Raw genomic sequence first — 22,392 nt, forward strand, 5'->3', positions numbered from 1 at the left:
GCACAGTACCTTTTTGCTATCTGAATGGAGATGTATTTGAGATATTGCCAAATAAAAAAGCCCCCATCTTTCGATGAGGGCTTTTTTGAATTTGGAGCGGGAAACGAGACTCGAACTCGCGACCCCAACCTTGGCAAGGTTGTGCTCTACCAACTGAGCTATTCCCGCGTATTGAGCAGTTTTTATAAAAACTTACACTAAAAAAAATGGAGCGGGAAACGAGACTCGAACTCGCGACCCCAACCTTGGCAAGGTTGTGCTCTACCAACTGAGCTATTCCCGCATATTGAGCAGTTTTTGCTAAAACTTACACTGAAAAAAATTTGGAGCGGGAAACGAGACTCGAACTCGCGACCCCAACCTTGGCAAGGTTGTGCTCTACCAACTGAGCTATTCCCGCATAGCGCTGTATGATACAGCAAGCAAGTTCAGGGTCAATAGCTTTATGAAAAAGCTGAGTTTAATTGCATAAAATAAAGCCAGTTTTAGACGATGTCTTGAGATTTTTTAACTTTTGTTCACGAAACGTTGTACCTGATGCTAGCCGAAAGGGTTTTACGCATTCAACATCTCGAAGGAACAGGTATACTCTGAACGAATCATTATTTTTGGAGACAGGTATGAGCTTGGAGCAGCAACTGATTGAACGCTTACAACTGCTTTCCCCATCACATTTAGAAGTCGTGAATGAATCTTCTGGTCATGGCGGCTATTTTCCAGGTAAAGAATCACATTTTAAAGTGATCGTGGTGAGTGAGAGTTTTGAGGGGTTACGTTTAGTTCAGCGCCATCAAAAAATTTATGCGGTAGCAGGAGACTTACTCAGTCCAGGTAAAATTCATGCTTTGGCTATACATGCTTTTTTACCCGAGGAGTGGCAAGGACAAGACACTTCTAGTCCAAATTGTGCACATGCCCCGAAAAGCTAAGCAGAGATTCAGTCATGGAAACACAATTATTGATTAAGATCGTGCATATGAGTGCGGTCAGCTTGGCATGTGTCGTGATTTTGGCGCGTGCCATGATGCTATTTAAAGGCGTCCAAGGCAATCAGCCCAATCCAGCGGGTCGAACGGCTTTTGTAGCCCTTCAGCACTTAAGTATGCTGGTGATTGTACTGACTGGGGTTGCACTTTTAGTGATGAAAAACTTTGATGTACAAACATGGTTTTATGCCAAAGTGGTTTTATTTTTAGTGATGTTGTCCTCTTTGTCGAAAGCTTATAAAAAAGAAGACAGCATTTTACTTACACAGCGCCGAGCGGGTTTATTCTTGGCGGTGGTTGCGATGATATCCATTTTAGGTTTAGTTATGATTAAACCAAACTTTGGCTAATTGTTAGACATAATCATCGGCACAGCGATTGTTCTGCGCTACACTGCTAGCTATAGCGGAAAAATAACAAGAGGGAGGGGGATTTCATGCATACACGTGTGGTATTTAATCAAAAAGGTGGTGTCGGCAAGTCCAGTATTGCAGTGAATTTGGCGGCAATTAGTGCACATCAAGGCTTAAAAACCTTATTGATTGATCTCGATCCGCAAGCGAATTCGAGTCAGTATGTATTGGGCGATGACGCAACCTATTCGGCAGATAAACCAGCTTTAGAACCCAATATTGAAAACTATTTTGAAGAAGTGCTTGGAACGACTCAAAATAAAAGTCTATTGGGCAGCGCCATTGGTTCGATCCTCAAAGGGCGAGCTAAAGGTTTAGAAAGTTATGTACACCAATCCCCTTTTAAAAATTTGGATGTGATTCCAGCCAGCCCAAGCCTCGGGGCATTGGCATATGCTTTAGAGTCAAAACATAAAATTTATAAACTGCGTGATGCGTTACAACAGCTTGCCGGAAAATATGATCGTGTCTATATCGATACACCGCCAGCCTTTAACTTCTTTACTTTGTCGGCACTGATTGCAGCTAATAAAGTCCTGATTCCGTTTGATTGTGATGTCTTTTCTAAACGTGCACTGCAAACTTTGATCGAAAATGTGCTCGAAACTCAAGACGATCATAATGATCATTTGGAAATTGAAGGCATTGTGGTGAATCAGTTCCAAGCGCAGGCCAAACTTCCGCGTGAAGTGGTGCAAGAGCTGAAGGATGAAGGTCTTCCTATACTAGAAAGTATGTTGCCTCCATCGGTGCTGATGAAAGAATCGCATCACAAAAATTTACCCTTAATTCATTTGGCACACGATCATAAATTGACGCAGGCCTATCAATCATTGTTCAATGAGATTGAGAATAATAAATTACGAGATTCAGCATGAAAAAGATCACAATTGCTTTTTTAGTGAGCAGCACGCTGTTATTGAGCGCCTGTGCCACAACGGTTAAACCGACTTATGTCTCTCCTACACAGTATCAGGCTTTGAACTGCCAACAGTTACAAGCAGAATATAATCGGATTCAGCAACATTTAGATGAAGGTGTACCCACTGCGAAACGTACTGGTATGGGTGTAGGTGTAGGGCTGGGCGGCGGTTGGAGTCATGGTGGCGGTTGGGGCTTTGGTCCAAGCGTTTCAGTGAATATGGGACAATCATCGAATACCAAAAAAACTGAAATTTCACGACTTTTGGGTCAGCAAGAGGCGATTGTACAAGCTGCAAAATTCAAAGGCTGTGCGATTACCGTGCAAAATAAGACGAATTAATGCCGCATTTATTCATCCTGCTGAAGGGTTCAACCTTTCAGCAGTCATTAAAATCTTAGCAAAATGTTTCGAAAATAATTTTAATAAAACAATGGACTATCGTTTTAACACGCACTTTTTTACCTCATGGGTTCTGTATTTTTTTCCGCTTTGACTTGAGGAAACCGCTCTTTTTCGGCTAAATTGCGCATCTTTAATGCTGTTGTTGGATGTCTATGATTGAGAGTTGGCTGTTTGTATTGGCAATGATTGCTGTCTTGATGATTCCGGGACCGACCAATGCTTTACTCGCAAGCTCTGCACATCAGCAAGGTCTGGCGAAGACCAGCTTACTTGTACCCGCAGAACTGTTTGGGTATTTCTATGCCATCAATTTATGGGCACTCCTGATTCATCTCAGTACACCGACTTGGCCTTATTTGATTGATCTTTTACATGCACTCAGTGCAGTTTATGTATTTTGGTTGGCTTTTCATTTGTGGAAAAGCTCGCACTTAGAAAAACATAATCAACGTTTTACCTCGATTCGACCTAAACAATTATTTTTTTCTACTTTGAAAAATCCGAAAGCGGTCTTATTTGCTGCAGGTATTTTTCCCTATGAAGCTTGGGATAATCCCACCAATTTCTTTTTGGTGTTTGCGGTGTTTAGTCTGGTGTTATTGCCAACGGCACTGTTCTGGATGTCTTTTGGCCGTGCCATTTTATCGGGTGAGTCAAAACAAATAAAAGCCGATCTCTTATATAAAGGATCGGCCATGTTGTTGTTGGTGTGTATGTTCCCCGTGATTCTACGTTTTTTTGCTTAAGCTTCAGTGGTTGATTTTTTCTTTAATTTGGCACGAATAAAACCAATGATTCCCGGCAAGACACTAATAATAATAATGCCGAAAATCAGATGCGTGAAATTGTCTTTGACCACAGGCACATTACCAAAAATATAGCCTAAAGTAATGAATGAACCAATCCAGCAGAATGCGCCAATTAGGTTATAAGATAGGAAAAATTTGTAATCCATTTTTCCTGCACCTGCTACAAAAGGTGCAAAAGTCCGCGCAAAAGGAATAAAACGCGCAAAAATAATAGTTTTACCACCATGTTTTTCAAAGAATTTTTGTGTATTAATTAGATGTTGTTTATTGATGAAACGGGATTCGATTTCAAAAACGCGCGGTCCAATATAACGACCAATGTGATAATTCAGCGTATCGCCCAGTACGGCCGCGATAAAAAGTAAAACACCAAGAGTCCACGGATTCATTGCACCTGTAGATGCTGCTAAGGCACCTGCGGCAAACAATAAGCTGTCGCCGGGTAGGAACGGCATGACCACCAAACCTGTTTCCACAAAGATGATGAGAAACAAAATTGCATAAATCCAAACCCCATAGTTGGTGATAAACTCAAGCAGATGGTCATCGACATGTAATATAAAATCAATCAGTTCCATGGGGCACAAATAAGCAAAAGAGTGCGGAAATCCTAGCAGTCTCGTTATCAGAAGTCAGTATTAAAACGTAAATAAATTTAGCTATCAGTGTTCTTATCTTAAAACGATGTGTGATGAAAATGGATATTTATTCTAAAAATAGAGAACATTAAGATAGCTACAACTTCAAATAAAACGTATTTAAAGGTGTAAAAATATTTAATCCAAATGTTGTGGCCAAAAATATTGTCAATCAACCCAATATCGATGCAGTTTTAGCTTTAATTGCCCGTGTACTTATGGCTTATATTTTCCTTGTTGCAGGCTGGGGAAAAATTTCAGCTTATAGCGCAACTGTAGGGTATATGGAGTCTATGGGGGTTCCCGGAGCGCTATTACCTTTAACCATTTTAGTTGAGTTTGGTGGTGGCTTAGCGCTGTTATTTGGTTTTCAAGCCCGCTTTGCTGCGTTTGGCTTAGGTCTATTTAGTGTTATTACCGCATTTATTTTTCACGATGGCGCGCAAGACAGTATTAACTTTATGAAAAACTTTGCAATGGCGAGTGGTTTATTTTTTCTAATGCTGCATGGTGCAGGAAAAATGAGTCTAGATCATCTGATTGAAAAATAATTCAAAATGAAAAGCAGCATTCACGATACTGCTTTTTTATTTACAAAAAAGTACGGTGTGGACGTCCATTTTTTGTTTTGATCAAGATCAATAAAACATGAGGAAAATAAGATGAAAAATCTTTTTAAAATAGGGTTATGCATTACAAGTCATAAGTCTTGCCGCTGGTGCATGGGCTAAAGATGACCATATGCTTTTACAAGCAGCAGCAAAGAATCATGTCTCTGTATCAGCCATTGCAAAGCTCAAAGATGAAACGGCGGTCACTTTAAAAGGGACATGCTGAAACATCTTAATGAAGACCACTACGAGTTCAGCGATGGTACAGGGGTTATTTTACTGGATATTGATGACGATTTATGGAAAGCATCCAATATTAAAGCAGGCGATAAAGTGCAGGTTGTCGGAGAGGTGGATACACATCGTTATAAACCGACCGATATTGAAGTCGTTAAAATAGAAAAAGTTTTGAAATAAACATCAGGCATGCGAAAGCGTGCTTTTTGATATAAAAACCATTGGGTTTTAAGCGTTGTATAAAGCTTGTCCGAATTATGTGCGTTATGCGCGGAAAAATGCTAGAATACGGCGCTTATATTCGTTTGCCTTTCATAGTTGTTTGTCATGACTACCAATACTCAAATTACTGAAGATCGTATCCTTATTTTGGATTTCGGTTCTCAATATAGCCAGCTTATTGCACGCCGCGTACGTGAAGCTGGCGTATATTCTGAAATGTATGCCTATGACATGTCTGAAGAAGACATTCGTGCATTTAATCCAAACGGTATCATCTTGTCAGGTGGTCCTGAGAGCGTACACGAAGAAGGCAGCCCACGTGCGCCAGAAGTTGTGTTCAACTTAGGTGTACCAGTTTTGGGTATTTGCTATGGCTTACAAACCATGTCTGCACAGCTTGGCGGTAAAGTTGAGCCGGGTACTGTACATGAGTTCGGTTATGCCGAAGTAAACATCCAAGTTCGTGACAAGTTGATTGGTGATCTTGAAGATACCAAAGACCAACTTAAAGTCTGGATGAGCCATGGTGACAAAGTGACAGCGATTCCTGAAGGTTTCCAAATCACTGCAAGCACACCAAGCTGTCCAGTGGCGATGGTTTCTGATGAAACGCGTCGTTTTTACGGGATTCAGTTCCACCCAGAAGTAACGCACACTGCAAAAGGTGCAGAGTTATTATCTAACTTTGTACACAGCATTTGCGGCTGTCGTAGCCTGTGGAACTCTGAAAACATCATTGACTTACGCGTTGAACAATTACGTGAGCAAATTGGTGATCAAAAAGTTCTTTTAGGTCTGTCTGGTGGTGTGGATTCATCCGTTGTTGCGGCACTTTTACACCGTGCAATTGGCGATCAATTGACTTGTGTATTCGTTGACAACGGTCTACTCCGTTTGAACGAAGGTGAGCAAGTGATGGACATGTTTGCGAAAAACATGGGTATCCGTGTGATTCGTGCCGATGCTGAAGAGCGTTTCTTGACTGCACTTGCGGGTGAAGTTGATCCTGAGAAAAAACGTAAAATCATTGGTCGTGAGTTCATCGAAGTTTTTGCTGAAGAAGCGCGTAAGCTTGATGGCGTAAACTTCCTTGCTCAAGGGACGATTTACCCAGACGTGATCGAATCTGCGGCAACTAAAAATGGTAAAGCACATGTGATTAAATCTCACCACAATGTGGGCGGTTTACCAGATGACTTAGCTTTTGAATTAGTTGAACCAATCCGTGATTTGTTTAAAGATGAAGTACGTCGTTTAGGTACAACTTTAGGTTTACCATTTGAAATGCTATATCGTCATCCATTCCCAGGTCCAGGTTTGGGCGTGCGTATTTTGGGTGAAGTGAAGAAAGAATATGCAGACATTTTACGTCTTGCAGATGACATCTTCATGCAAGAGCTTCGTGCTAGCGGTTGGTATGATAAAACTGCGCAAGCCTTTGCTGTATTCCAACCGGTGAAATCTGTTGGTGTCGTCGGTGATGGTCGTCGTTATGCATGGGTGATTGCACTTCGTGCCGTTGAAACGGTTGACTTTATGACAGCACGCTTCGCACATCTTCCTTATGATCTTGTAGATAAAATCTCTACACGCATCATGAACGAAATTAAAGATGTTTCTCGTGTTGTTTATGACGTATCGTCTAAGCCACCAGCAACGATTGAATGGGAATAATTTTCTAACGAAAATTATGTTAAAAAAAGAGCGCTTAGGCGCTCTTTTTTATTTTATACTGAATGAAAATTAGGATTCAAATTTGAGTTTTTATGTATACGCATTATGATTTAATGTTGCCTTTACTACGTATTATGCAATCACATGATGTGACATATAGTTTAAAAGAGGCTTATGAAGCATTACTGCAAGAGTTAAAATGTCCAGAAGAAGAACGTAATGAAACGATGGAAGATGGGAGAAACATCATCTTTTATCGTTTACAATGGGCGAAAACTTATCTAAAGAAAGCAGGATTAATAGATTATTCTAAAAGAGCACATTTTAATTTATCGAATGTGGGAAAAGATTTAGATTTAAGAAAAGTTGAAAAAATAGATAAGAAATATTTATCCAGATTTGATAGTTTTAATGAGTTTAGAAAAATAAATTCAAAAAATGAAAAAGTGCAAAAAATTGAAAATACACAAAAAGATAGTTCAGATTCTGAGGAATTAACACCTCCTGAGATTATTTACCAGCAATCAAAAATATTAAATAATGATTTGAAAGATGAGCTATTAACTTTAATTAAAAACAATTCCTCATCATTTTTTGAAAGACTGGTTGTCGATTTACTCGTTGCTATGGGGTATGGAGGATCGCATCAAGATGCCGCTCAAGCGATTGGCAAAACTAGTGATGGTGGTATCGATGGAATTATTAGTGAAGACCGTTTAGGTTTAGACAAAATTTATATTCAGGCTAAACGCTGGGAAAATACAGTGGGTCGGCCTGAGATACAGCAATTTAAAGGCGCACTAGCAGATCAAGTAGCTAAGAAAGGTGTCTTTATTACAACTTCCAATTTTAGTAAAGAGGCGATGGAATCGGCTAAAAAATCAGGCATTGTTTTAATTGATGGTAATAAATTAACAGCTCTCATGATTGAATTTGGTTTAGGTGTTCAAGTGGAGCGTAGTTTCCATATCTATAAAATTGATCAAGATCGTTTTGATGAAGAAAACTTCTGATTTTTCCTAAGTCATTGCTTTCCATCGCCTCTAAAACACTTTAGCAGAGCTAAAACATACCTTAGAAAGATGTAACAGCATTTTTACATCCACTCATTGTCTTGTAGTTAGGTTTTGAAAACACAAGATATTGTCCCAAGTTTAAGAATCAGCATTCTATTTTTGGGGATGTGCAGTAGGGAATCCACTTGTTATGATCTAGAACATATGGATCTGTAATGAGTAAGCACATGACGAATAATAACTATACTGAACTTTCACATTCGGATGACTGTGAAAAATACGTAAATCAATTCATTCAAGAGTTTCCACTGAGAAGTGCTGAAATCGGCCAAGGGACGGTCATCAAACGCGCGCTGCCAAGTCGCCATAAACGAATGATTGGTGCATGGTGTTTCTTAGATCACGCAGGCCCTGTAACCTTCCCTCAAGGGGACGGTTTAGATGTTGGCCCACATCCACATATCGGTTTGCAAACCTTTACATGGATGATTGAAGGTACCATGATGCATGCCGACAGTTTGGGCAGCAAACAGTTGATTCGTCCAAAACAGGTCAATTTAATGACCGCAGGACACGGGATTTCCCATACAGAAGTCGCACCAGATACAGAAACCAAAATGCATGCAGCACAATTGTGGATTGCATTGCCTGATGCACAAATTGCTGTTGAACCACGTTTCGATCATTACCCAGAACTGCCAGTGGTGGAAAAAGATGGGGTGGAGTTTACTGTTTTGGTCGGAGAGTTTTTAAATACGACCTCACCTGTGAGTGTTTATACCGAGCTGTTAGGGGTGGACTTAAGTGCGGCAGAAAGCACCAAAACCCGTTTAACGCTTAATCCTAACTTTGAATATGGCTTTATGGCTTTAGAAGGAACGGCCACGGTTAATGGGCACGAACTGACTGAAGACAATATGGTGGTACTCGAGCAGGGGGTTAGTGCGATTGAAATTGAAATTCATGCTGGCAGCCGCTTGTTACTGTTAGGTGGTGAACCGTTTGAAAGTCCAATTTTACTGTGGTGGAATTTTGTGGGTCGTACTCAAGAAGAATTGAAAATTGCGCGTGATCAGTGGATTGCGCAAGATGAACGTTTTGGTTCAATTCCTGACTATGAAGGGCCACGACTGGAAGCACCGGCATTTCCAGACCAAATGCGCGCTTCAAAATAAAGGCAATACTGCGAAAAGTTGTTTAAAAATAGAATAGGTGGGCAGTTTCAATACTTGAAACCTATTCAAAATAATATCAATGAAAAATAGGATAATAAAAAAATGGGAATCATTGCGAATGCGGAAGTCAAAACATGCATCGAAGCATGGTCTGGTGAAGTAAGCAGTGGGCGACATCAATTCATTACCGATAAACCAGAGTCTTTTGGCGGTCAGGACAAAGGCCCAGCACCTTATGACTTTATTTGTACAGGTTTGATTTCCTGCACCATGATTACCCTACGGATGTATGCGCAGCACAAAGGTATTGAGTGGGGGGCTTTTAGTGTCGAAGCAGATTTTAATGCCAATAAAGAAGGCCGAGAATGGATCAGCCGTCGTTTGTCGTTTGAGCAAACATTGACAGAAGAGGCACGCCAAAAAATCTTAGATATCTGTCAAAAAACACCGGTCACTAAAACCCTATTACGTTCCGTCGAGATTGAAACCTCAATTGTTTAACTCGCTTGACGGTTTTTTATAGGCGGTAAAAGATTTTGTGCGACTGGATATTCATGTGTATCGACAGGTGCAAAATCCAAATTTTAGCGTAAAGTGAGTGCTAGATTTCAATTAAAACAAAAGGTAAAACAATGATCACCCTGCACCATTTGGAACATTCACGTTCTTTACGTATTTTATGGGCTTTGGAAGAGTTAGGGCTGGAGTATGAGGTGAAGTTTTATAAACGCCTACCGACCTATGCTGCGCCACCTGAGTTAAAAAACATTCATCCCTTAGGTAAAGCACCCGTTTTGACCGATGGTGATTTGGTCATAGCAGAATCTGCGGTGATTTTGGAATACCTACAAGCCACCTACGATACGGAGCACAAGTTTAAACCGCAAAATCCAAAGGACTTAATGCAATACAACTACTGGATGCATTATGCCGAAGGCTCGTTGATGCCCTATTTGGTTATGACCTTGGTGATGAATAATGTACCCAAGCATGTTCCATTTCTAATTAAACCGCTTGCCAATAAAATTTGTGATGGGGTGAAAGGCGGTTTTATTAATCCACGCTTGAAAGAGCACAGTGCATATTTGGAAAATTATTTATCTCAACATGACTATTTTGCAGGTGATTTTTCCTTTGCCGATATTCAAATGAGCTTTCCTGTGGTGGCAATGAAAGAGCGGGTAAAAGCCCATAATCCTCAAATGGTTGCTTATGTACAGCGCATTCAGCAGCGGCCAGCATTTAAAAAAGCCAAAGAACTCAGTGGATTCTAGTAGGGGTTAGTTTGAACCTGATTTTTTTGCCCGGTGTGTCGGGCAATACGGCATTTTGGCAACCTGTTATCCAGTGCCTTCCACAGGACAATTCAACCATGATCGTCGCTTATCCGAGCTTTGGTGGTTATCCTGATGATGTGGATGTGCAAAGTTTTGAAGGCTTACAAGCCTATGTGTTGAATCAAACCCAACAGCCTTCTGTGGTTATTGTGCAATCCATGGGCGGCATTTTTGCAGTACAAGCTGCCCTAAAAAACCTGAGCAGGTGCTGGCTTTGGTACTTGTGGCAACCTCAGGCGGTATTGATTTAAGTCCTTTTCAGGTGGCAGATTGGAGAGAGGATTATCAACAGAGCTTTACGGTTCCAGATTGGTTTGTTCAGCATCAGTCTGATTTGACGAGCAGTCTGGAGCGTATCCAGTGTCCAGTTTTGTTGATTTGGGGCGATGCAGATCCGATTAGTCCTGTTGCGGTGGGGCAGGCCTTACACCGTCAAATACCACATGCAGAATTGCACATCGTGTCACAGGGACAACATGATTTGGCTTATGTGCATGCGGCGCATGTTGCGCAATTGATTCAAAATTTTCTCACCAAACTCAGAGTATAAAAAAGGACGCCGAGGCATCCTTTTTTTGTTTTAGCGTTTGACCACAATCGAATCAATCCCGCTATGTTGTAGGGTTTGTTGCGCAATCACCGCGGCTTCTTGCGAGTCATATGGCCCTGAAATCACGCGATACCATGTTTGGCCACCTTCAACGGTTTTGACGACATCGGCAGAAAGACCATTTAAGATAATTTCTGCACGACGTGCATCGGCACTGTCAGGGTCAGGGTAGCTACGCACTTGCAATATAAAACTTGGCGCTTGCGGTGTTGGTGCTGCTTCGGTTAAACCCGGTTCAGCAGGGGTGCTTTCTTCGGCAGCAGGTGCTTCAACAATCACCACGGTGCTTGGATTATCTTTAGTTTCAGGAATGGCTTGATCAGGAATTGGCGTCACTTGCTGCTGTGGCAGTAAGTCGTAGAAACGGTAGTCTTTATTGGTTTCTTCTTGATAATGTTCCGAAGTGATTTGACCTTTCGGCTTCACTGGTGCCCAAGGTTTCCACAGTAACAGTGCTACAGCAAAACAGAGCACGATTAAAATGACCACAAGTGTACCGAGCCAAGCTGGAATCAGTGGCTTTTTGGGTTTGTTCGGTCTTTCAGATACACCGCGCTGCGTTTTTCCAAACACGTGGAAACCTCTTTTCTTTTAATCAATATGAGGGACTGGCCCATTCTTTTCTTTATTTTAATACTTAGCCTCAAGGAATTAAAAGAGGCGTCATCGTAAAATAAAGAATCGCTTTGCAAAATTCAAGTTTCGCAAAGCGAGCAATACATCGGGGTTGATATGGCTACTTCGGGCAAAGCCCTTCATCTTGCGACGATGTGCAAAGCGTTGCTTTTTACATCGTTACCTCAAGCATAGCTTTCGGTCTTGCAGCCATGTGTGAAGCTTTGCTTTGCAGGTTACATCGTCTCAGGTGCAGACACACCTAGTAACTCTAAACCATTACGCAAAACTTGTTGTACGTTTATTGAAAGTAATAAACGGGCTTGCGAAAGGGCAATATTTTGTTCGTCGATAATTCTTGTATTATCCAAGTTATACCAACCATGGAATAAGGCCGCGAGCTCTTTCAAATAGTTACCCACTTGGTGTGGTTCATAGCTATTTGCAGCACGAAGCACAATTTCTGGATAGGCTGCAAGTTTGGCAAGAATTTCAGTTTCAGCGTCAAGAATTAATAAGGTCGCATCGTAATCAGCTGCTTTGCTACGATCAAAACTAATACCTTTTTCAGGTGCTTTCACATCGACCATACGATTGACACGTGCATGCGCATATTGGATGTAGTACACCGCATTGTCTTTGCTTTGTGAAACTGCAAGGTCTAAGTCAAAGTCAATGTGTTGCTCAGACTTACGCATCACGTAGTAGAAACGTGCAGCATCGTTGCCCACTTCTTTACGCAGGTCACGTAAAGTCACGAACTGACCAGAACGAGATGACATTTGTACCATCTCACCACCACGCCATAGGCTGACGAACTGAACCAATAGAACGGTGAGTTTTTTCGAGTCATAACCCAAGGCATCAATCGCGGCTTTGACCCGTGAAATATAACCATGGTGGTCTGAGCCCCAGATATCAATGATATCGGTATAGCCACGTTGTAATTTGTTCAGGTGATAAGCAATGTCAGAAGCAAAATAAGTGGTTTGTCCATTACGACGCTTCACAACACGGTCTTTTTCATCGCCAAATTCAGTCGATTTGAACCAAATGTTGCCGTCTTTTTCGTATAAGAAACCACGTTGTTCTAAAGTTTCTAAAGCTTCATCAATTTTGTCTGTCAATGAGGCTTCGCTGAACCATTGGTTAAAGGTTACACCAAACTCGCCCAAGTCATCTTTGATGTCATCTAAGATCGCATTCAGCGCTGCTTGGTGGAATACGCGGTAAGCTTCACCGATTAAGCTTTGTGAATTATGGATTAAACCATCAATGTGCTTTTCTTTATCGCCTGAAAGGACAACTTTATTGCCTTCGGCATCGAGTTCTTCTGCATATTGTACATCTTCAGGAACATCTTTATAGACGTCTGCTACAGGGCGGACGTAGGCATCGCCATCAGCATCGATAATGCTTTGCGCGATTTCTTTAACGTAATCGCCTTGATAAGCATTTTTAGGGAAAACCAGTTCTTGGCCTGTTAATTCGAGGTAGCGTAAATAGGTAGATGTTGCAAGGATGTCCATTTGACGGCCTGCATCATTCACATAATATTCACGGTCTACTGTTGCACCTGTTGCTTCAAGCAACGTTGCAACCGTCATCCCATAGGCAGCGCCACGACCATGACCAACGTGCAAGCTCGATGTTGGGTTGGCAGAAACGAATTCCACTTGGATTTTTTTCGCAGCATTGGCTTGAGTACGACCAAATTGCTTGCCTTGCGCTTGAATTTGATCAAGTACAGCAAAACGTTGGTCAGCATTTAAAAAGAAGTTAATAAAGCCTGGCCCTGCGATTTCTGCTTTGCTGATGTCCGCCACTTCAGGCAGCGCAGCAAGAATTTTTTCGGCTAAATCACGAGGCTTCATACCCGCAGCTTTAGAGGCAATCATCGCGATATTGGACGCGAAATCCCCGTGGCTTCGGTCTTTGGTACGCGTCAAATTACTGCTGTTGTTCCAGTCTGCTGGAAGGACGCCTTCAGCTTGAAGGTTTTGCACTGCGTGCTCGAGAGCTGCTTGGATTGCCGTGTTCATATTCAGTCGAAAATTTGATGTCGCAGAAAAACGCTAAATATAGCAAATTTCCACGTCTTTAGGTGAATCCATTTTCATAGAATAAAAACTGTTCGAAAACTGCTAACGATTGCGCTGCAATAAACATGAAAAGCGCAGTATGATGAAAACTAAAACGCATATTTTTAAGGATAAAACGTGTCTGAACAGCGGCCGATGATTATTGGCAATATTCCCAAGTTACCAGCAAAATACGCCATGTTTATTTTGCCGTTTTTTATCTCATTTTTTATGAGTGGCATTATCTCGATGATCAATCTTTGGCGCAATTTGGGCTGGGTGGACAATTTCCTACAGGTTTGGCTGTCCGCATGGATGATGTCTTGGGTGGTGGCCTATCCTGTCGTGCTCATTGTACTGCCGATTGTGCGCCGTTTGACTGGTGTATTTGTCGATATGTCACATTTGAACCCACCCAAATAACCTCCATTTTAGCTATTTTCACGGCATGAGACAGGTTTGCTGAGGAGTTCCGCATTTTGGTTTTGAAAACGATACAGTTTGCTGGCATGAAAGAGCTTAATTACTTTGGCACTGGCAAGCTGTTGTTGAAAAAGACTCAGGCTCTGGCGTTGAAATGGATCAAAGGGATTGCCATAGTTTTTGTTGTCGAGTAAAAACTGAATCTGTCCTGCTTCTTTATCATAGCCATATAAGATACGTTTGCCTTGCGCATCTTGAAGCTCAAATGTAGGCGGATGACTGCTGATTTTACAATTCAGACGTAGTGAGAGCACAAAGCCTTCGGTCGATTTGTTTTGTAGCTGATAAATTCCTTGTTTTTCATTCTCCAAATAGACCCATTGGTTCAAGGGTAAATTTGCACTGAGTTGCTCATATTGCTCGATGGTGGCTTTACTGATATCGACAATGCCTTTGGGATCGATTTCAGGTAATTTTTCTTTATGACTAAATACCCCTGTAATTTTATCACTCAGCGTATTTTGCGTTGTAGAAATGGATTGGCATGCTGTCATTTGCGTGAGGCAAAGACATGTAAGGCTTAACAACATCAGTTTTTTGATGATCATTTTTCATATAAAGAAGAAATAAAAGCGCTAGCTTAGCTTGAGCTTTATTCAAGTTCAAATTTTATCCATGCGCTATTTGGCTGAAAGATTGCCGCAAACTTGATTTTTATTTTCAGACTAAATCGCTTTGATAATTGCATCACGCTTATAAATATCAAAAGACGAGTAAATGGCGCTAAGCTAGTAGCCGAATTAGATGCATAGATTCTCCCCATAGGTTCATCTAAATCTATGTATAACGAGATAGGTAATGACGACAGAATATTTAAAGACAAAACAACCCTTATACATCCCTTATGCGGGCAATACCTTACTTGAGTTGCCGCTGTTAAATAAAGGATCGGCGTTTACGGAAGAAGAGCGCACTCGCTTCAACTTGCATGGTTTAATTCCACATGTTGAAGAAAGCATTGAAGAACAAAGTCAGCGTTCTTATCAACAATATTGTGCTTTTAATGATGCAATCAATAAGCACATTTACTTGCGTAATATTCAAGACACCAACGAAACCTTGTTCTATCACCTGATTGAAAACCATTTAAGTGAGATGATGCCGATCATCTATACCCCAACGGTGGGTGAGGCCTGTCAGCGTTTCTCGGATATCTATCGTCGCCATCGTGGCACATTTATTTCCTATCCAGACCGTGCGCATATTGATGACATCTTGCATAACATCAACAAGAAAAATGTCAAAGTCATTGTGATTACCGATGGCGAGCGTATTTTAGGCTTGGGAGACCAAGGCATTGGTGGTATGGGTATTCCGATTGGAAAATTGTCGCTATATACCGCGTGTGGGGGTATTAGCCCAGCTTATACGTTACCAATTACCCTCGATGTTGGGACCAATAATCAGCAGTTACTGAATGACCCGATTTATATGGGTTGGAATCAACCGCGCATCAGTGGTGATGAGTACTATGCTTTTGTTGATGAAGTGATTGCTGCGATCAAGCGTCGTTGGCCGAAAGCCTTAATTCAATTTGAAGATTTTGCGCAAAATAATGCCATGCCTTTATTGAATAAGTACCGTGATGAAATCTGTTGTTTTAATGATGATATTCAAGGTACCGCAGCCGTTTCTGTGGGCAGTTTGATTGCTGCATCACGTGCGGCAGGTAAACAGCTCAAAGATCAAACCGTTGCCTTCTTAGGTGCGGGTTCAGCAGGCTGTGGGATTGCTGAGCAAATTGTTGCACAGATGAAAGTTGAAGGTTTAACTGATGTCGAAGCGCGTGCACGCGTGTATATGGTTGATCGTTTTGGTTTAATCACTGAAAATCAGCCGAATCTACTCGATTTCCAACGTAAATTGGCGCAAAAGCCAGACGTGATAGCGCAATGGGGCAATGCTGAAGAAGTGATTTCACTGCTCGATGTCGTGAAAAATGCCAAACCTACTGTGTTGATTGGCGTATCGGGTCAGCCGGGCTTATTCACTGAAGAAGTGATTCGCACTTTGGCGTCGAACTGTGATCGTCCGATTGTGCTGCCATTGTCTAATCCAACGTCGCGTGTTGAAGCAGTGCCAGCAGATATTATTCACTGGACGGATGGCAAAGCTTTGATTGCGACAGGCAGTCCTTTTGCCCCTGTCAATTATCAAGGCAAAATTTATAATATTTCGCAGTGCAATAACTCATATATCTTCCCGGGCATTGGGTTAGGCGTGATTGCCGCTAATGCAACCCGTGTGACCGATTCGATGTTAATTGCATCGAGCAATGCTTTGGCAGATTGTTCCCCGATGTTGACCAACCCTACAGCAGATTTATTGCCTGAGATTGATGAAATTCAGAAAGTCTCTAAGCTGATAGCCTTTAAAGTGGCCAAAGCAGCAATGGATGCAGGTGTAGCCCCGATTATTAGTGATGAGCAATTGCAACACGCGATTGAGAAAAACTTCTGGAAGCCAGAGTATCGTCACTATAAACGTGTTGCCTTCTAAAGCTGAAAATGAGATTGAACAAAAAGGAGCGTAATGCTCCTTTTTGTTTTTTGAGAGCTGCGTCTTCATTAACATTATTTTACTAGATTAAAAAAAAGACATTTTGTACACTCCGCGCACAAGTATAAAAACCAATAACTTAACAATGATCATGTTCAATTCTATTTATAAAATGCTGGAATCCTTTGGATTCGGCTCACAAAAACGTGCTTTGCATATTCATTTTTCCAATCCGGCTTTGAACACACAGGTGTTTATTCAGCGCATTGAGGGTGAACATCGCATTAATCAGGGCCTAAAAGCTGAAATCCTATGTCTATCGACCAATGCTTATTTGCCTTTAAAACAGTTCATTGGTGGGCGAGTCGCGGTTGATCAGGTCACGGATGTGGGGCAGCTTTCTCGTCTGACGGGGGTGATTACCAGTGCCAGTCAGGGGCAAAGTGATGGCGCGTTAACTGTTTATAAACTGACGATTGAAGATGCAACAGCGCTGTGGCATAAGCGCAGAAACAGTCGTGTGTTTATGAGCAAAAGTGTTCGTGAAATCACTGAAACTCTGTTTAGCGAATGGCAAAGTCACAGTACATTATTTGCAGCCAGCTTAAGCCTGAACTTAGAGGGTTTGAGTCGTGATTATGATGTACGCCCCTTTTTCATGCAGTCTAATGAAACCGACGCTGAGTTTCTCACTCGACTATGGCGGAGTGAAGGTATTAATTGGTTGATCGATGAACAAGCTCCGACGGTGCTCAGTTCGTCCGAACCGATTCAGGCACAGCAACTTCGTTTGATGGATGATAATCAAGCTTTTACAGCGCTAGGCCGCCGAAAGATTCGTTTCCACCGCAGCCATGCTACCGAGTCTTTTGATAGCATCACCAGTTTTATTGCTGAACGTCACTTACAATCCACCACGGTACAGGCGCAGCGTTGGCAAGCGCAACATTTAGCTCAAGATCAGAGTCAGGCTGTATTGAGTGCACATCAGCACAGTGATCAACAAGACAATGAAAGTTTGGGTCTGGAACAAGTCTGGTGTGTCAGTCCGGCATGGACGGGTGATCTACAGGGTGAGGATCAGGCCACACCTGCTAATAGCAGTCAACTAGATCGTCTCAACCAACAACTGAACCAATATCACGAGCTTCAGGCCAAATATTTCACAGCAAAAAGTAGCATTCGAGATGCACAAGTGGGTTATTGGTTTGAAATGGTGGATCATCCTGAAATAGACCAGCATGTGTCCATAGAGCGTGAATTTCTCATTTTAGGCAAAGTCTTTTATAACCAAAATAATTTACCCAAAGAGTTGCTACAGCAAATCAATTTATTACTAAAAGGAAGTCGCTGGCAAGCTCTGAGTGAGGAACGACAAGCCAATGAACTCTTTGTCGTACGCCGTGAGGTCAAAATTGTTCCTGAATATCAAGCGTGGATACACCGTCCAGTAGCCTATCCTTTACGGGCCAAAGTCGTCGGGCCTGAAGGGGAAGAAATTTATGTGGATGCATGGGGGCGGATTAAAGTTCGCTTCATGTTTACGCGTAGTGATGACCATGCTCATGATGGTGGTGCGGGTGCAAATGACAATGACACGGACTCGGCTTGGGTCGATGTGTTGACCCCATGGGCGGGTGAAGGATATGGCGCACGTTTTCATCCGCGTATCGGAGAAATTGTGGTCATCGACTTCTTTGAGGGGGATGTCGATCGACCCTTTGTAGTAGGACGCATTCATGAAGCCGAGCGCCACCAAACCATGTTTGATGTGAAAGGGACATTACCTGCGACAAAAAAACTCAGTGGGATTCGTTCACAAGAGGTTGCAGGGCAAGGCTTTAACCAATTGCGTTTTGATGATACGACAGGGCAAATTAGTGTGCAGCTACACAGCAGTCATGGAGCGAGTCAACTCAATCTCGGTAACCTCAGTCATCCAAAAGAAACTGAGAACAGTGACGGGCGTGGTGAGGGGTTTGAGTTAAGAACGGATCAATGGGGGGCCATGCGTGCAGGCAAAGGCCTCTTGATTAGTACCTATGCACAGGATCAGGCGGTCGCAGATCATTTGGCTGCATCCGAAGCCCAGTCCATCTTGCAGCAAGGTCATGAAAGTATGCATATGCTGAGTACTTTGGCTGTTAAACAACAGACTGATGCACTGAGTGTGGTTAATCGTCTGCCTAAATTGATTCAGTCTGTAGAGCTAAAAGGGGCCAATCAAGCCCTCCAAGCAACCGTTGGTTTATTTAAAACTGCAGTTAGTCAGGATCCGATTTCGGCATTAAAAACGTGTGGTGGCTTTATTGAGGATATTCAGAAATTTGGTCAAGACACAGATAATTTAATTAATGAATTTAAAGATTATTTTAGGGATACAGAGGCTTCAATAGAAAATTTAAAAGCCTTTATTGATAACCTCGAAGAACATGGCACAGATGCTTTGAAAAGTCAGTTGCAAAGCGTGAAAGAAAAATTGAATGCGGATCCACTCGGCGCTTTAAAAGATGTTGGCAAAGTGATTGCCAATGTTGAGATGAAAGACTTTGACCTGACCAGTGCCTGCGGCAGTTTTAATAAAGGAAGTAAACTGAATGTTAATCCCATGCAGGCATTGGGCTCCATGCAAGGCTTTATGGAGACATATGCTCAAGAGGCAGAGCAAACGCAGGATACTCAGAAACAAGCTCAAGCGAAGATCTTTCGTCAGGCTTTAATGCTGCTGGCTTCCCCCAATGGTATTGCCTTAACTACGCCTGAAGATATTGTATTACAAGCTACTCAAGACATCGCTGAAAGCGCACAGGGGTCCATTAACTTAAGTGCCCAGAAGAATATTATTGCGCATGCACAGGATAAGGTGAGCTTATTTGCTGCACAAAAAGGGCTAAAGGCATTTGCTGCAAAAGGAAAAGTTGAATTACAGGCACAAGATGATGCGATAGAGGCGATTGCGCGTAAGGTGATTAAGCTAATTTCAACAGAAGATAAAATAGAAATAACCAGTCCGAAAGAAATTGTGCTCACTGCCGGTGGTTCACAGCTCAAAATTAATGGGAATGGGATTTTTACGACAACCGGTGGAAAGTTTGAAAGTAAGGCGGGTCAGCATAGTTTTGTGGGTGGGGCAAAAGTATCTTATGAGGTTCCTGAATTACCTTGCTCTTCTACTTTTAGCAATCGGCTAGATATTTATAATTTATTTTGGGCAAGTGATTTTAATCAGCTCAGTTATAAAGCTTTTATTCCTGAGACAAATGCATTTATTGCTGGGGTAATAGATGAACATGGCCGTACAGGAAAAATTAACACATCAGACCCAACAAAAGTCCAAGTGCTTGTTGGATCTGATGATGAATGGGGCTTACGAGTCGAAAGTTTTGATGAAGATGATTTTAGTATTGATAAAAATGTAAATGGTGAGAATTTAGAAATAAATCATAATGAAAATAATAAGGATTAGAAATGAATAAAAAATCATTAGTGACTATACAAATTTTAGATTTATTTGGAAGCCCAATTCCTAAAGCTCAATATAAAGTGACGAACCAAAGGACTGGACAGGTTATTGCAGCTGGTGCAACAAATTCTAAAGGGTGCATTGTCGAAATTAGCCGAGATAAAGGTACAGCATTAGATGTTCATGTCAAAAGTATGTTTGATGGTTTAATGCTAAAAGTCCAAAGCTTTGTTATGTCTAGAGATAGGATGATTGTAAAGATTACGAGCCCTAAAGTTCTTTTAAACTTAACGACATTCACTAATCAGGGAAGTAATGGAGAATATAAAAGAAAAACACATGTTGTGAAAAAAGGAGAAACTTTATTTGATATCGCTCAGAAAAATAATACGACAGTTCGTGCATTAGAACGCCTAAATAAGATAGATGATCCAAATAAGATTTATATTGGTCAAGTGATTAAGTTGGAAGTAAATATTCCAGCTGCAGGAAATCATGTGCATCAACAAAAATCAAAATCAACCGCACAACCAAAAAATCAATCATCCCCTAGTACAACATCAAAAATATCTCAGAGGCAAGAAGAAAAAAAGCCTTCTCAGGCGAGTCCGCAAAAAAAACAAGGTGATGGACTTTTTTCAGGAAATTTAGGTAATGAAATCCTCAATAAGGTGAATGAACTTTATGAAGAGGGTAAGAATATACTCAATGAAACTAACAATTTAGGCTCTAAAATCCCGACAGTTGAAGACCGTAGCCAAGAGAGTGGAACACCCAAAACGAATACTGAAAATTTATGTAAAACCAATCCTCAATGTATTTCATCAGGTAAAAGTGAATTAATTAGAGAAATTAATATTCGTTTAGCTGGGTTTGGTGGTGCATTACCCACAGATGAGTTTACTAACTTAACAGCTGCTTGTATTAGACAATTTCAGAGAGATTATATGGGGGTGACTGAAACTGGAAAAATTTGTGGAAGTGTTTTATCCGCTTTGGATAAGTTTTACTATGAGTATCCAATAGCAAGTTTTATGGCGAAGGCTTCTTGTCCGTGTGGTGAGTGTTTAGGGTATGGTAATAATATTAGAGGGGTGAAATCAGGATTAAATACTGCAAATGAGTATCCAGGTTTACATAGGTCTTTAATATGGGTGTTGAAGGCATTAAGTTTTTATCTAAAAAATGATTTTAAATCTGAAAATATCGAAGTAGCATATATAGAGTCCGGGTATAGGTGTATCGAGAGTAATAAACAAAAGAAAAGAACTAGTGTTAACCATATGGGACTAGCTTTAGATATACATTTTAATAAAAATGGAGTTAGAACTACAGCTCCTCAAGATATGAATAAAATACGTAAAAGAATATTAGTAGCTAAGATGAATGCTTCAGAACAAAGACAAGATGATAAAATTTATATGGAGCCAGAAAAGTTTAATGATGGTTCTTCGGGAGCAAGTACATGGGTACATTACGATGTGACAAAATTTTCAATGGTTGCTAGAAATGAAATTTATTTTAAAAAAACAGTTAAAGATCTAAATGGAGAATTATTCTCTGTTCTACTAAAAGAAATAAATAAGCAATCTTTACTCAGTTGTTCTGGTATTATCTTTAAAAATGAAGCTCCTAAATCTAATATTTTAGAAAGTGAGTTGATTTTATCGAATCAAGATATTATTGATATTATGAAGGTAACGGAGACTGAAGTAATTAAATTTAAAAATGAAAATAATTTTAAACAACAAGCTGCTGGAGTTGTAGATACTATATTAAATAGGACGAAATCTGGTGTATGGGGAGGTACTGTGAGAAATGTTGTCAATGCACATCGTCAGTTCTCTAAAATAACAGGACCTAAAAGTTTAGAGCCATATGGTTCTGTTCAAAATATGCCAATGTCTGCTGTTAGCTCAAGGATAAAAAATTTCGTGAATAGTTATTTGATTGAAAGAGCAAATGGTCGCCCATCCATTGTGGGGGGGCATTTGAATTATGCAAATAAATATTATTCTGATGAATATAATCGAAAAGCATGGGTCAATGTTTTTCATGATAAAGCTGTTAGAGATGGTCTAATTTTTGGTCATGGAAAAGCAATTCATGCACATGGTACAGTTTCTGAATTAAAAGATAGTATTCCAAAACCATTTAAATTAAGACTTCCAGATAATTTTAAAGGAATTTAACACC

General features: G+C 41.0%; 19 protein-coding genes, 3 tRNA genes and 2 pseudogenes. 17 read left to right on the forward strand and 7 right to left on the reverse strand.

All coding sequences use genetic code 11. The annotated features are described in order from the left end of the window. Positions 1-92: 92 nt before the first annotated feature. The 3 genes from AXW61_RS01475 to AXW61_RS01485 all read right to left on the reverse strand — a co-directional run bounded on the left by AXW61_RS01475 (position 93) and on the right by AXW61_RS01485 (position 400). A tRNA-Gly gene (locus tag AXW61_RS01475) sits at positions 93-168 on the reverse strand. 39 nt (positions 169-207) lie between these two features. Continuing rightward, a tRNA-Gly gene (locus AXW61_RS01480) sits at positions 208-283 on the reverse strand. Between the two features lie 41 nt (positions 284-324). Next, positions 325-400 (reverse strand) — tRNA-Gly (locus AXW61_RS01485). 220 nt (positions 401-620) lie between these two features. Between AXW61_RS01485 and AXW61_RS01490 the strand changes: the two genes are divergently transcribed. The 5 genes from AXW61_RS01490 (at position 621) to AXW61_RS01510 (ending at position 3,472) form a co-directional block, all read left to right on the forward strand. Next, a complete protein-coding gene (locus AXW61_RS01490) occupies positions 621-929 on the forward strand; it encodes a BolA family protein (RefSeq protein WP_062031698.1) in 309 nt (102 codons plus the stop codon). Positions 930-943: 14 nt separating this feature from the next. Then, on the forward strand, positions 944-1,336 hold the full coding sequence (locus AXW61_RS01495) for a SirB2 family protein (RefSeq protein ID WP_062031701.1): 393 nt from the start codon (positions 944-946) through the stop codon (positions 1,334-1,336). 86 nt (positions 1,337-1,422) lie between these two features. Beyond that, on the forward strand, positions 1,423-2,277 hold the full coding sequence (locus AXW61_RS01500; protein WP_062031702.1) for a ParA family protein: 855 nt from the start codon (positions 1,423-1,425) through the stop codon (positions 2,275-2,277). Then, the gene (locus AXW61_RS01505) at positions 2,274-2,663 is read left to right on the forward strand and encodes a hypothetical protein (protein ID WP_062031704.1); all 390 of its coding nucleotides are present in this window, start codon (positions 2,274-2,276) and stop codon (positions 2,661-2,663) included. Before AXW61_RS01500 ends, AXW61_RS01505 begins: the two co-directional genes overlap by 4 nt. Positions 2,664-2,878: 215 nt before the next feature. Then, positions 2,879-3,472 carry a LysE family transporter gene (locus tag AXW61_RS01510; protein WP_062031706.1) on the forward strand — a complete coding sequence of 198 codons (594 nt, stop codon included), beginning with the start codon at positions 2,879-2,881 and terminating at the stop codon, positions 3,470-3,472. On the opposite strand, the gene AXW61_RS01515 is transcribed toward AXW61_RS01510, so the two are convergent. Next, entirely contained in the window at positions 3,469-4,113 is a 645-nt protein-coding gene (locus tag AXW61_RS01515; protein ID WP_004684377.1) for a DedA family protein, read from the reverse strand. The two genes, AXW61_RS01510 and AXW61_RS01515, sit on opposite strands and share 4 nt — an antisense overlap. 194 nt (positions 4,114-4,307) lie before the next feature. Between AXW61_RS01515 and AXW61_RS01520 the strand changes: the two genes are divergently transcribed. The 8 genes and pseudogenes from AXW61_RS01520 to AXW61_RS01555 all read left to right on the forward strand — a co-directional run bounded on the left by AXW61_RS01520 (position 4,308) and on the right by AXW61_RS01555 (position 10,995). After that, entirely contained in the window at positions 4,308-4,724 is a 417-nt protein-coding gene (locus AXW61_RS01520) for a DoxX family protein (RefSeq protein ID WP_062031709.1), read from the forward strand. Positions 4,725-4,875: 151 nt separating this feature from the next. Beyond that, positions 4,876-5,201 (forward strand): annotated as a pseudogene (locus tag AXW61_RS01525) (NirD/YgiW/YdeI family stress tolerance protein). A 147-nt stretch (positions 5,202-5,348) separates the two neighbouring features. Further along, the gene (guaA, locus tag AXW61_RS01530; RefSeq protein ID WP_062031711.1) at positions 5,349-6,917 is read left to right on the forward strand and encodes a glutamine-hydrolyzing GMP synthase; all 1,569 of its coding nucleotides are present in this window, start codon (positions 5,349-5,351) and stop codon (positions 6,915-6,917) included. 92 nt (positions 6,918-7,009) lie between these two features. Further along, entirely contained in the window at positions 7,010-7,930 is a 921-nt protein-coding gene (locus AXW61_RS01535) for a restriction endonuclease (protein WP_062031713.1), read from the forward strand. Between the two features lie 230 nt (positions 7,931-8,160). Further along, the gene (locus AXW61_RS01540; RefSeq protein WP_062031716.1) at positions 8,161-9,108 is read left to right on the forward strand and encodes a pirin family protein; all 948 of its coding nucleotides are present in this window, start codon (positions 8,161-8,163) and stop codon (positions 9,106-9,108) included. A 102-nt stretch (positions 9,109-9,210) separates the two neighbouring features. After that, the gene (locus tag AXW61_RS01545) at positions 9,211-9,609 is read left to right on the forward strand and encodes an OsmC family protein (RefSeq protein WP_062031719.1); all 399 of its coding nucleotides are present in this window, start codon (positions 9,211-9,213) and stop codon (positions 9,607-9,609) included. 131 nt (positions 9,610-9,740) lie between these two features. Continuing rightward, positions 9,741-10,382 (forward strand): glutathione S-transferase, encoded by a 642-nt coding sequence (locus tag AXW61_RS01550; protein WP_062031721.1) that lies wholly within the window; start codon positions 9,741-9,743, stop codon positions 10,380-10,382. An 11-nt stretch (positions 10,383-10,393) separates the two neighbouring features. Next, a pseudogene (locus AXW61_RS01555) lies at positions 10,394-10,995 on the forward strand (alpha/beta hydrolase). 30 nt (positions 10,996-11,025) lie between these two features. Here AXW61_RS01555 and AXW61_RS01560 read toward each other — a convergent pair. Then, the gene (locus AXW61_RS01560; RefSeq protein ID WP_004684390.1) at positions 11,026-11,628 is read right to left on the reverse strand and encodes an SPOR domain-containing protein; all 603 of its coding nucleotides are present in this window, start codon (positions 11,626-11,628) and stop codon (positions 11,026-11,028) included. A 278-nt stretch (positions 11,629-11,906) separates the two neighbouring features. Further along, on the reverse strand, positions 11,907-13,712 hold the full coding sequence (gene argS, locus AXW61_RS01565; RefSeq protein ID WP_062031724.1) for an arginine--tRNA ligase: 1,806 nt from the start codon (positions 13,710-13,712) through the stop codon (positions 11,907-11,909). 177 nt (positions 13,713-13,889) lie between these two features. Between argS and AXW61_RS01570 the strand changes: the two genes are divergently transcribed. Beyond that, positions 13,890-14,174 carry a DUF2798 domain-containing protein gene (locus AXW61_RS01570; protein WP_004684392.1) on the forward strand — a complete coding sequence of 95 codons (285 nt, stop codon included), beginning with the start codon at positions 13,890-13,892 and terminating at the stop codon, positions 14,172-14,174. Positions 14,175-14,182: 8 nt separating this feature from the next. On the opposite strand, the gene AXW61_RS01575 is transcribed toward AXW61_RS01570, so the two are convergent. Next, entirely contained in the window at positions 14,183-14,782 is a 600-nt protein-coding gene (locus AXW61_RS01575; protein ID WP_062031727.1) for a hypothetical protein, read from the reverse strand. A gap of 250 nt (positions 14,783-15,032) precedes the next feature. On the opposite strand from AXW61_RS01575, the gene AXW61_RS01580 reads away from it, so the two are divergent. From AXW61_RS01580 to AXW61_RS01590, 3 genes are all read left to right on the forward strand, one after another. Next, positions 15,033-16,733, forward strand: a complete 1,701-nt coding sequence (locus AXW61_RS01580) for an NAD-dependent malic enzyme (protein ID WP_062031729.1) — start codon at positions 15,033-15,035, stop codon at positions 16,731-16,733. A 151-nt stretch (positions 16,734-16,884) separates the two neighbouring features. Then, positions 16,885-20,199: a type VI secretion system Vgr family protein gene (locus AXW61_RS01585; RefSeq protein ID WP_062031732.1), complete on the forward strand. Its 3,315-nt coding sequence runs from the start codon at positions 16,885-16,887 to the stop codon at positions 20,197-20,199. A gap of 2 nt (positions 20,200-20,201) precedes the next feature. Beyond that, entirely contained in the window at positions 20,202-22,388 is a 2,187-nt protein-coding gene (locus tag AXW61_RS01590; protein ID WP_062031735.1) for a LysM peptidoglycan-binding domain-containing protein, read from the forward strand. The last annotated feature ends 4 nt before the right edge of the window (positions 22,389-22,392 follow it).

It is taken from the genome of Acinetobacter sp. BMW17 (assembly GCF_001592855.1).
GTDB lineage: Bacteria > Pseudomonadota > Gammaproteobacteria > Pseudomonadales > Moraxellaceae > Acinetobacter > Acinetobacter johnsonii.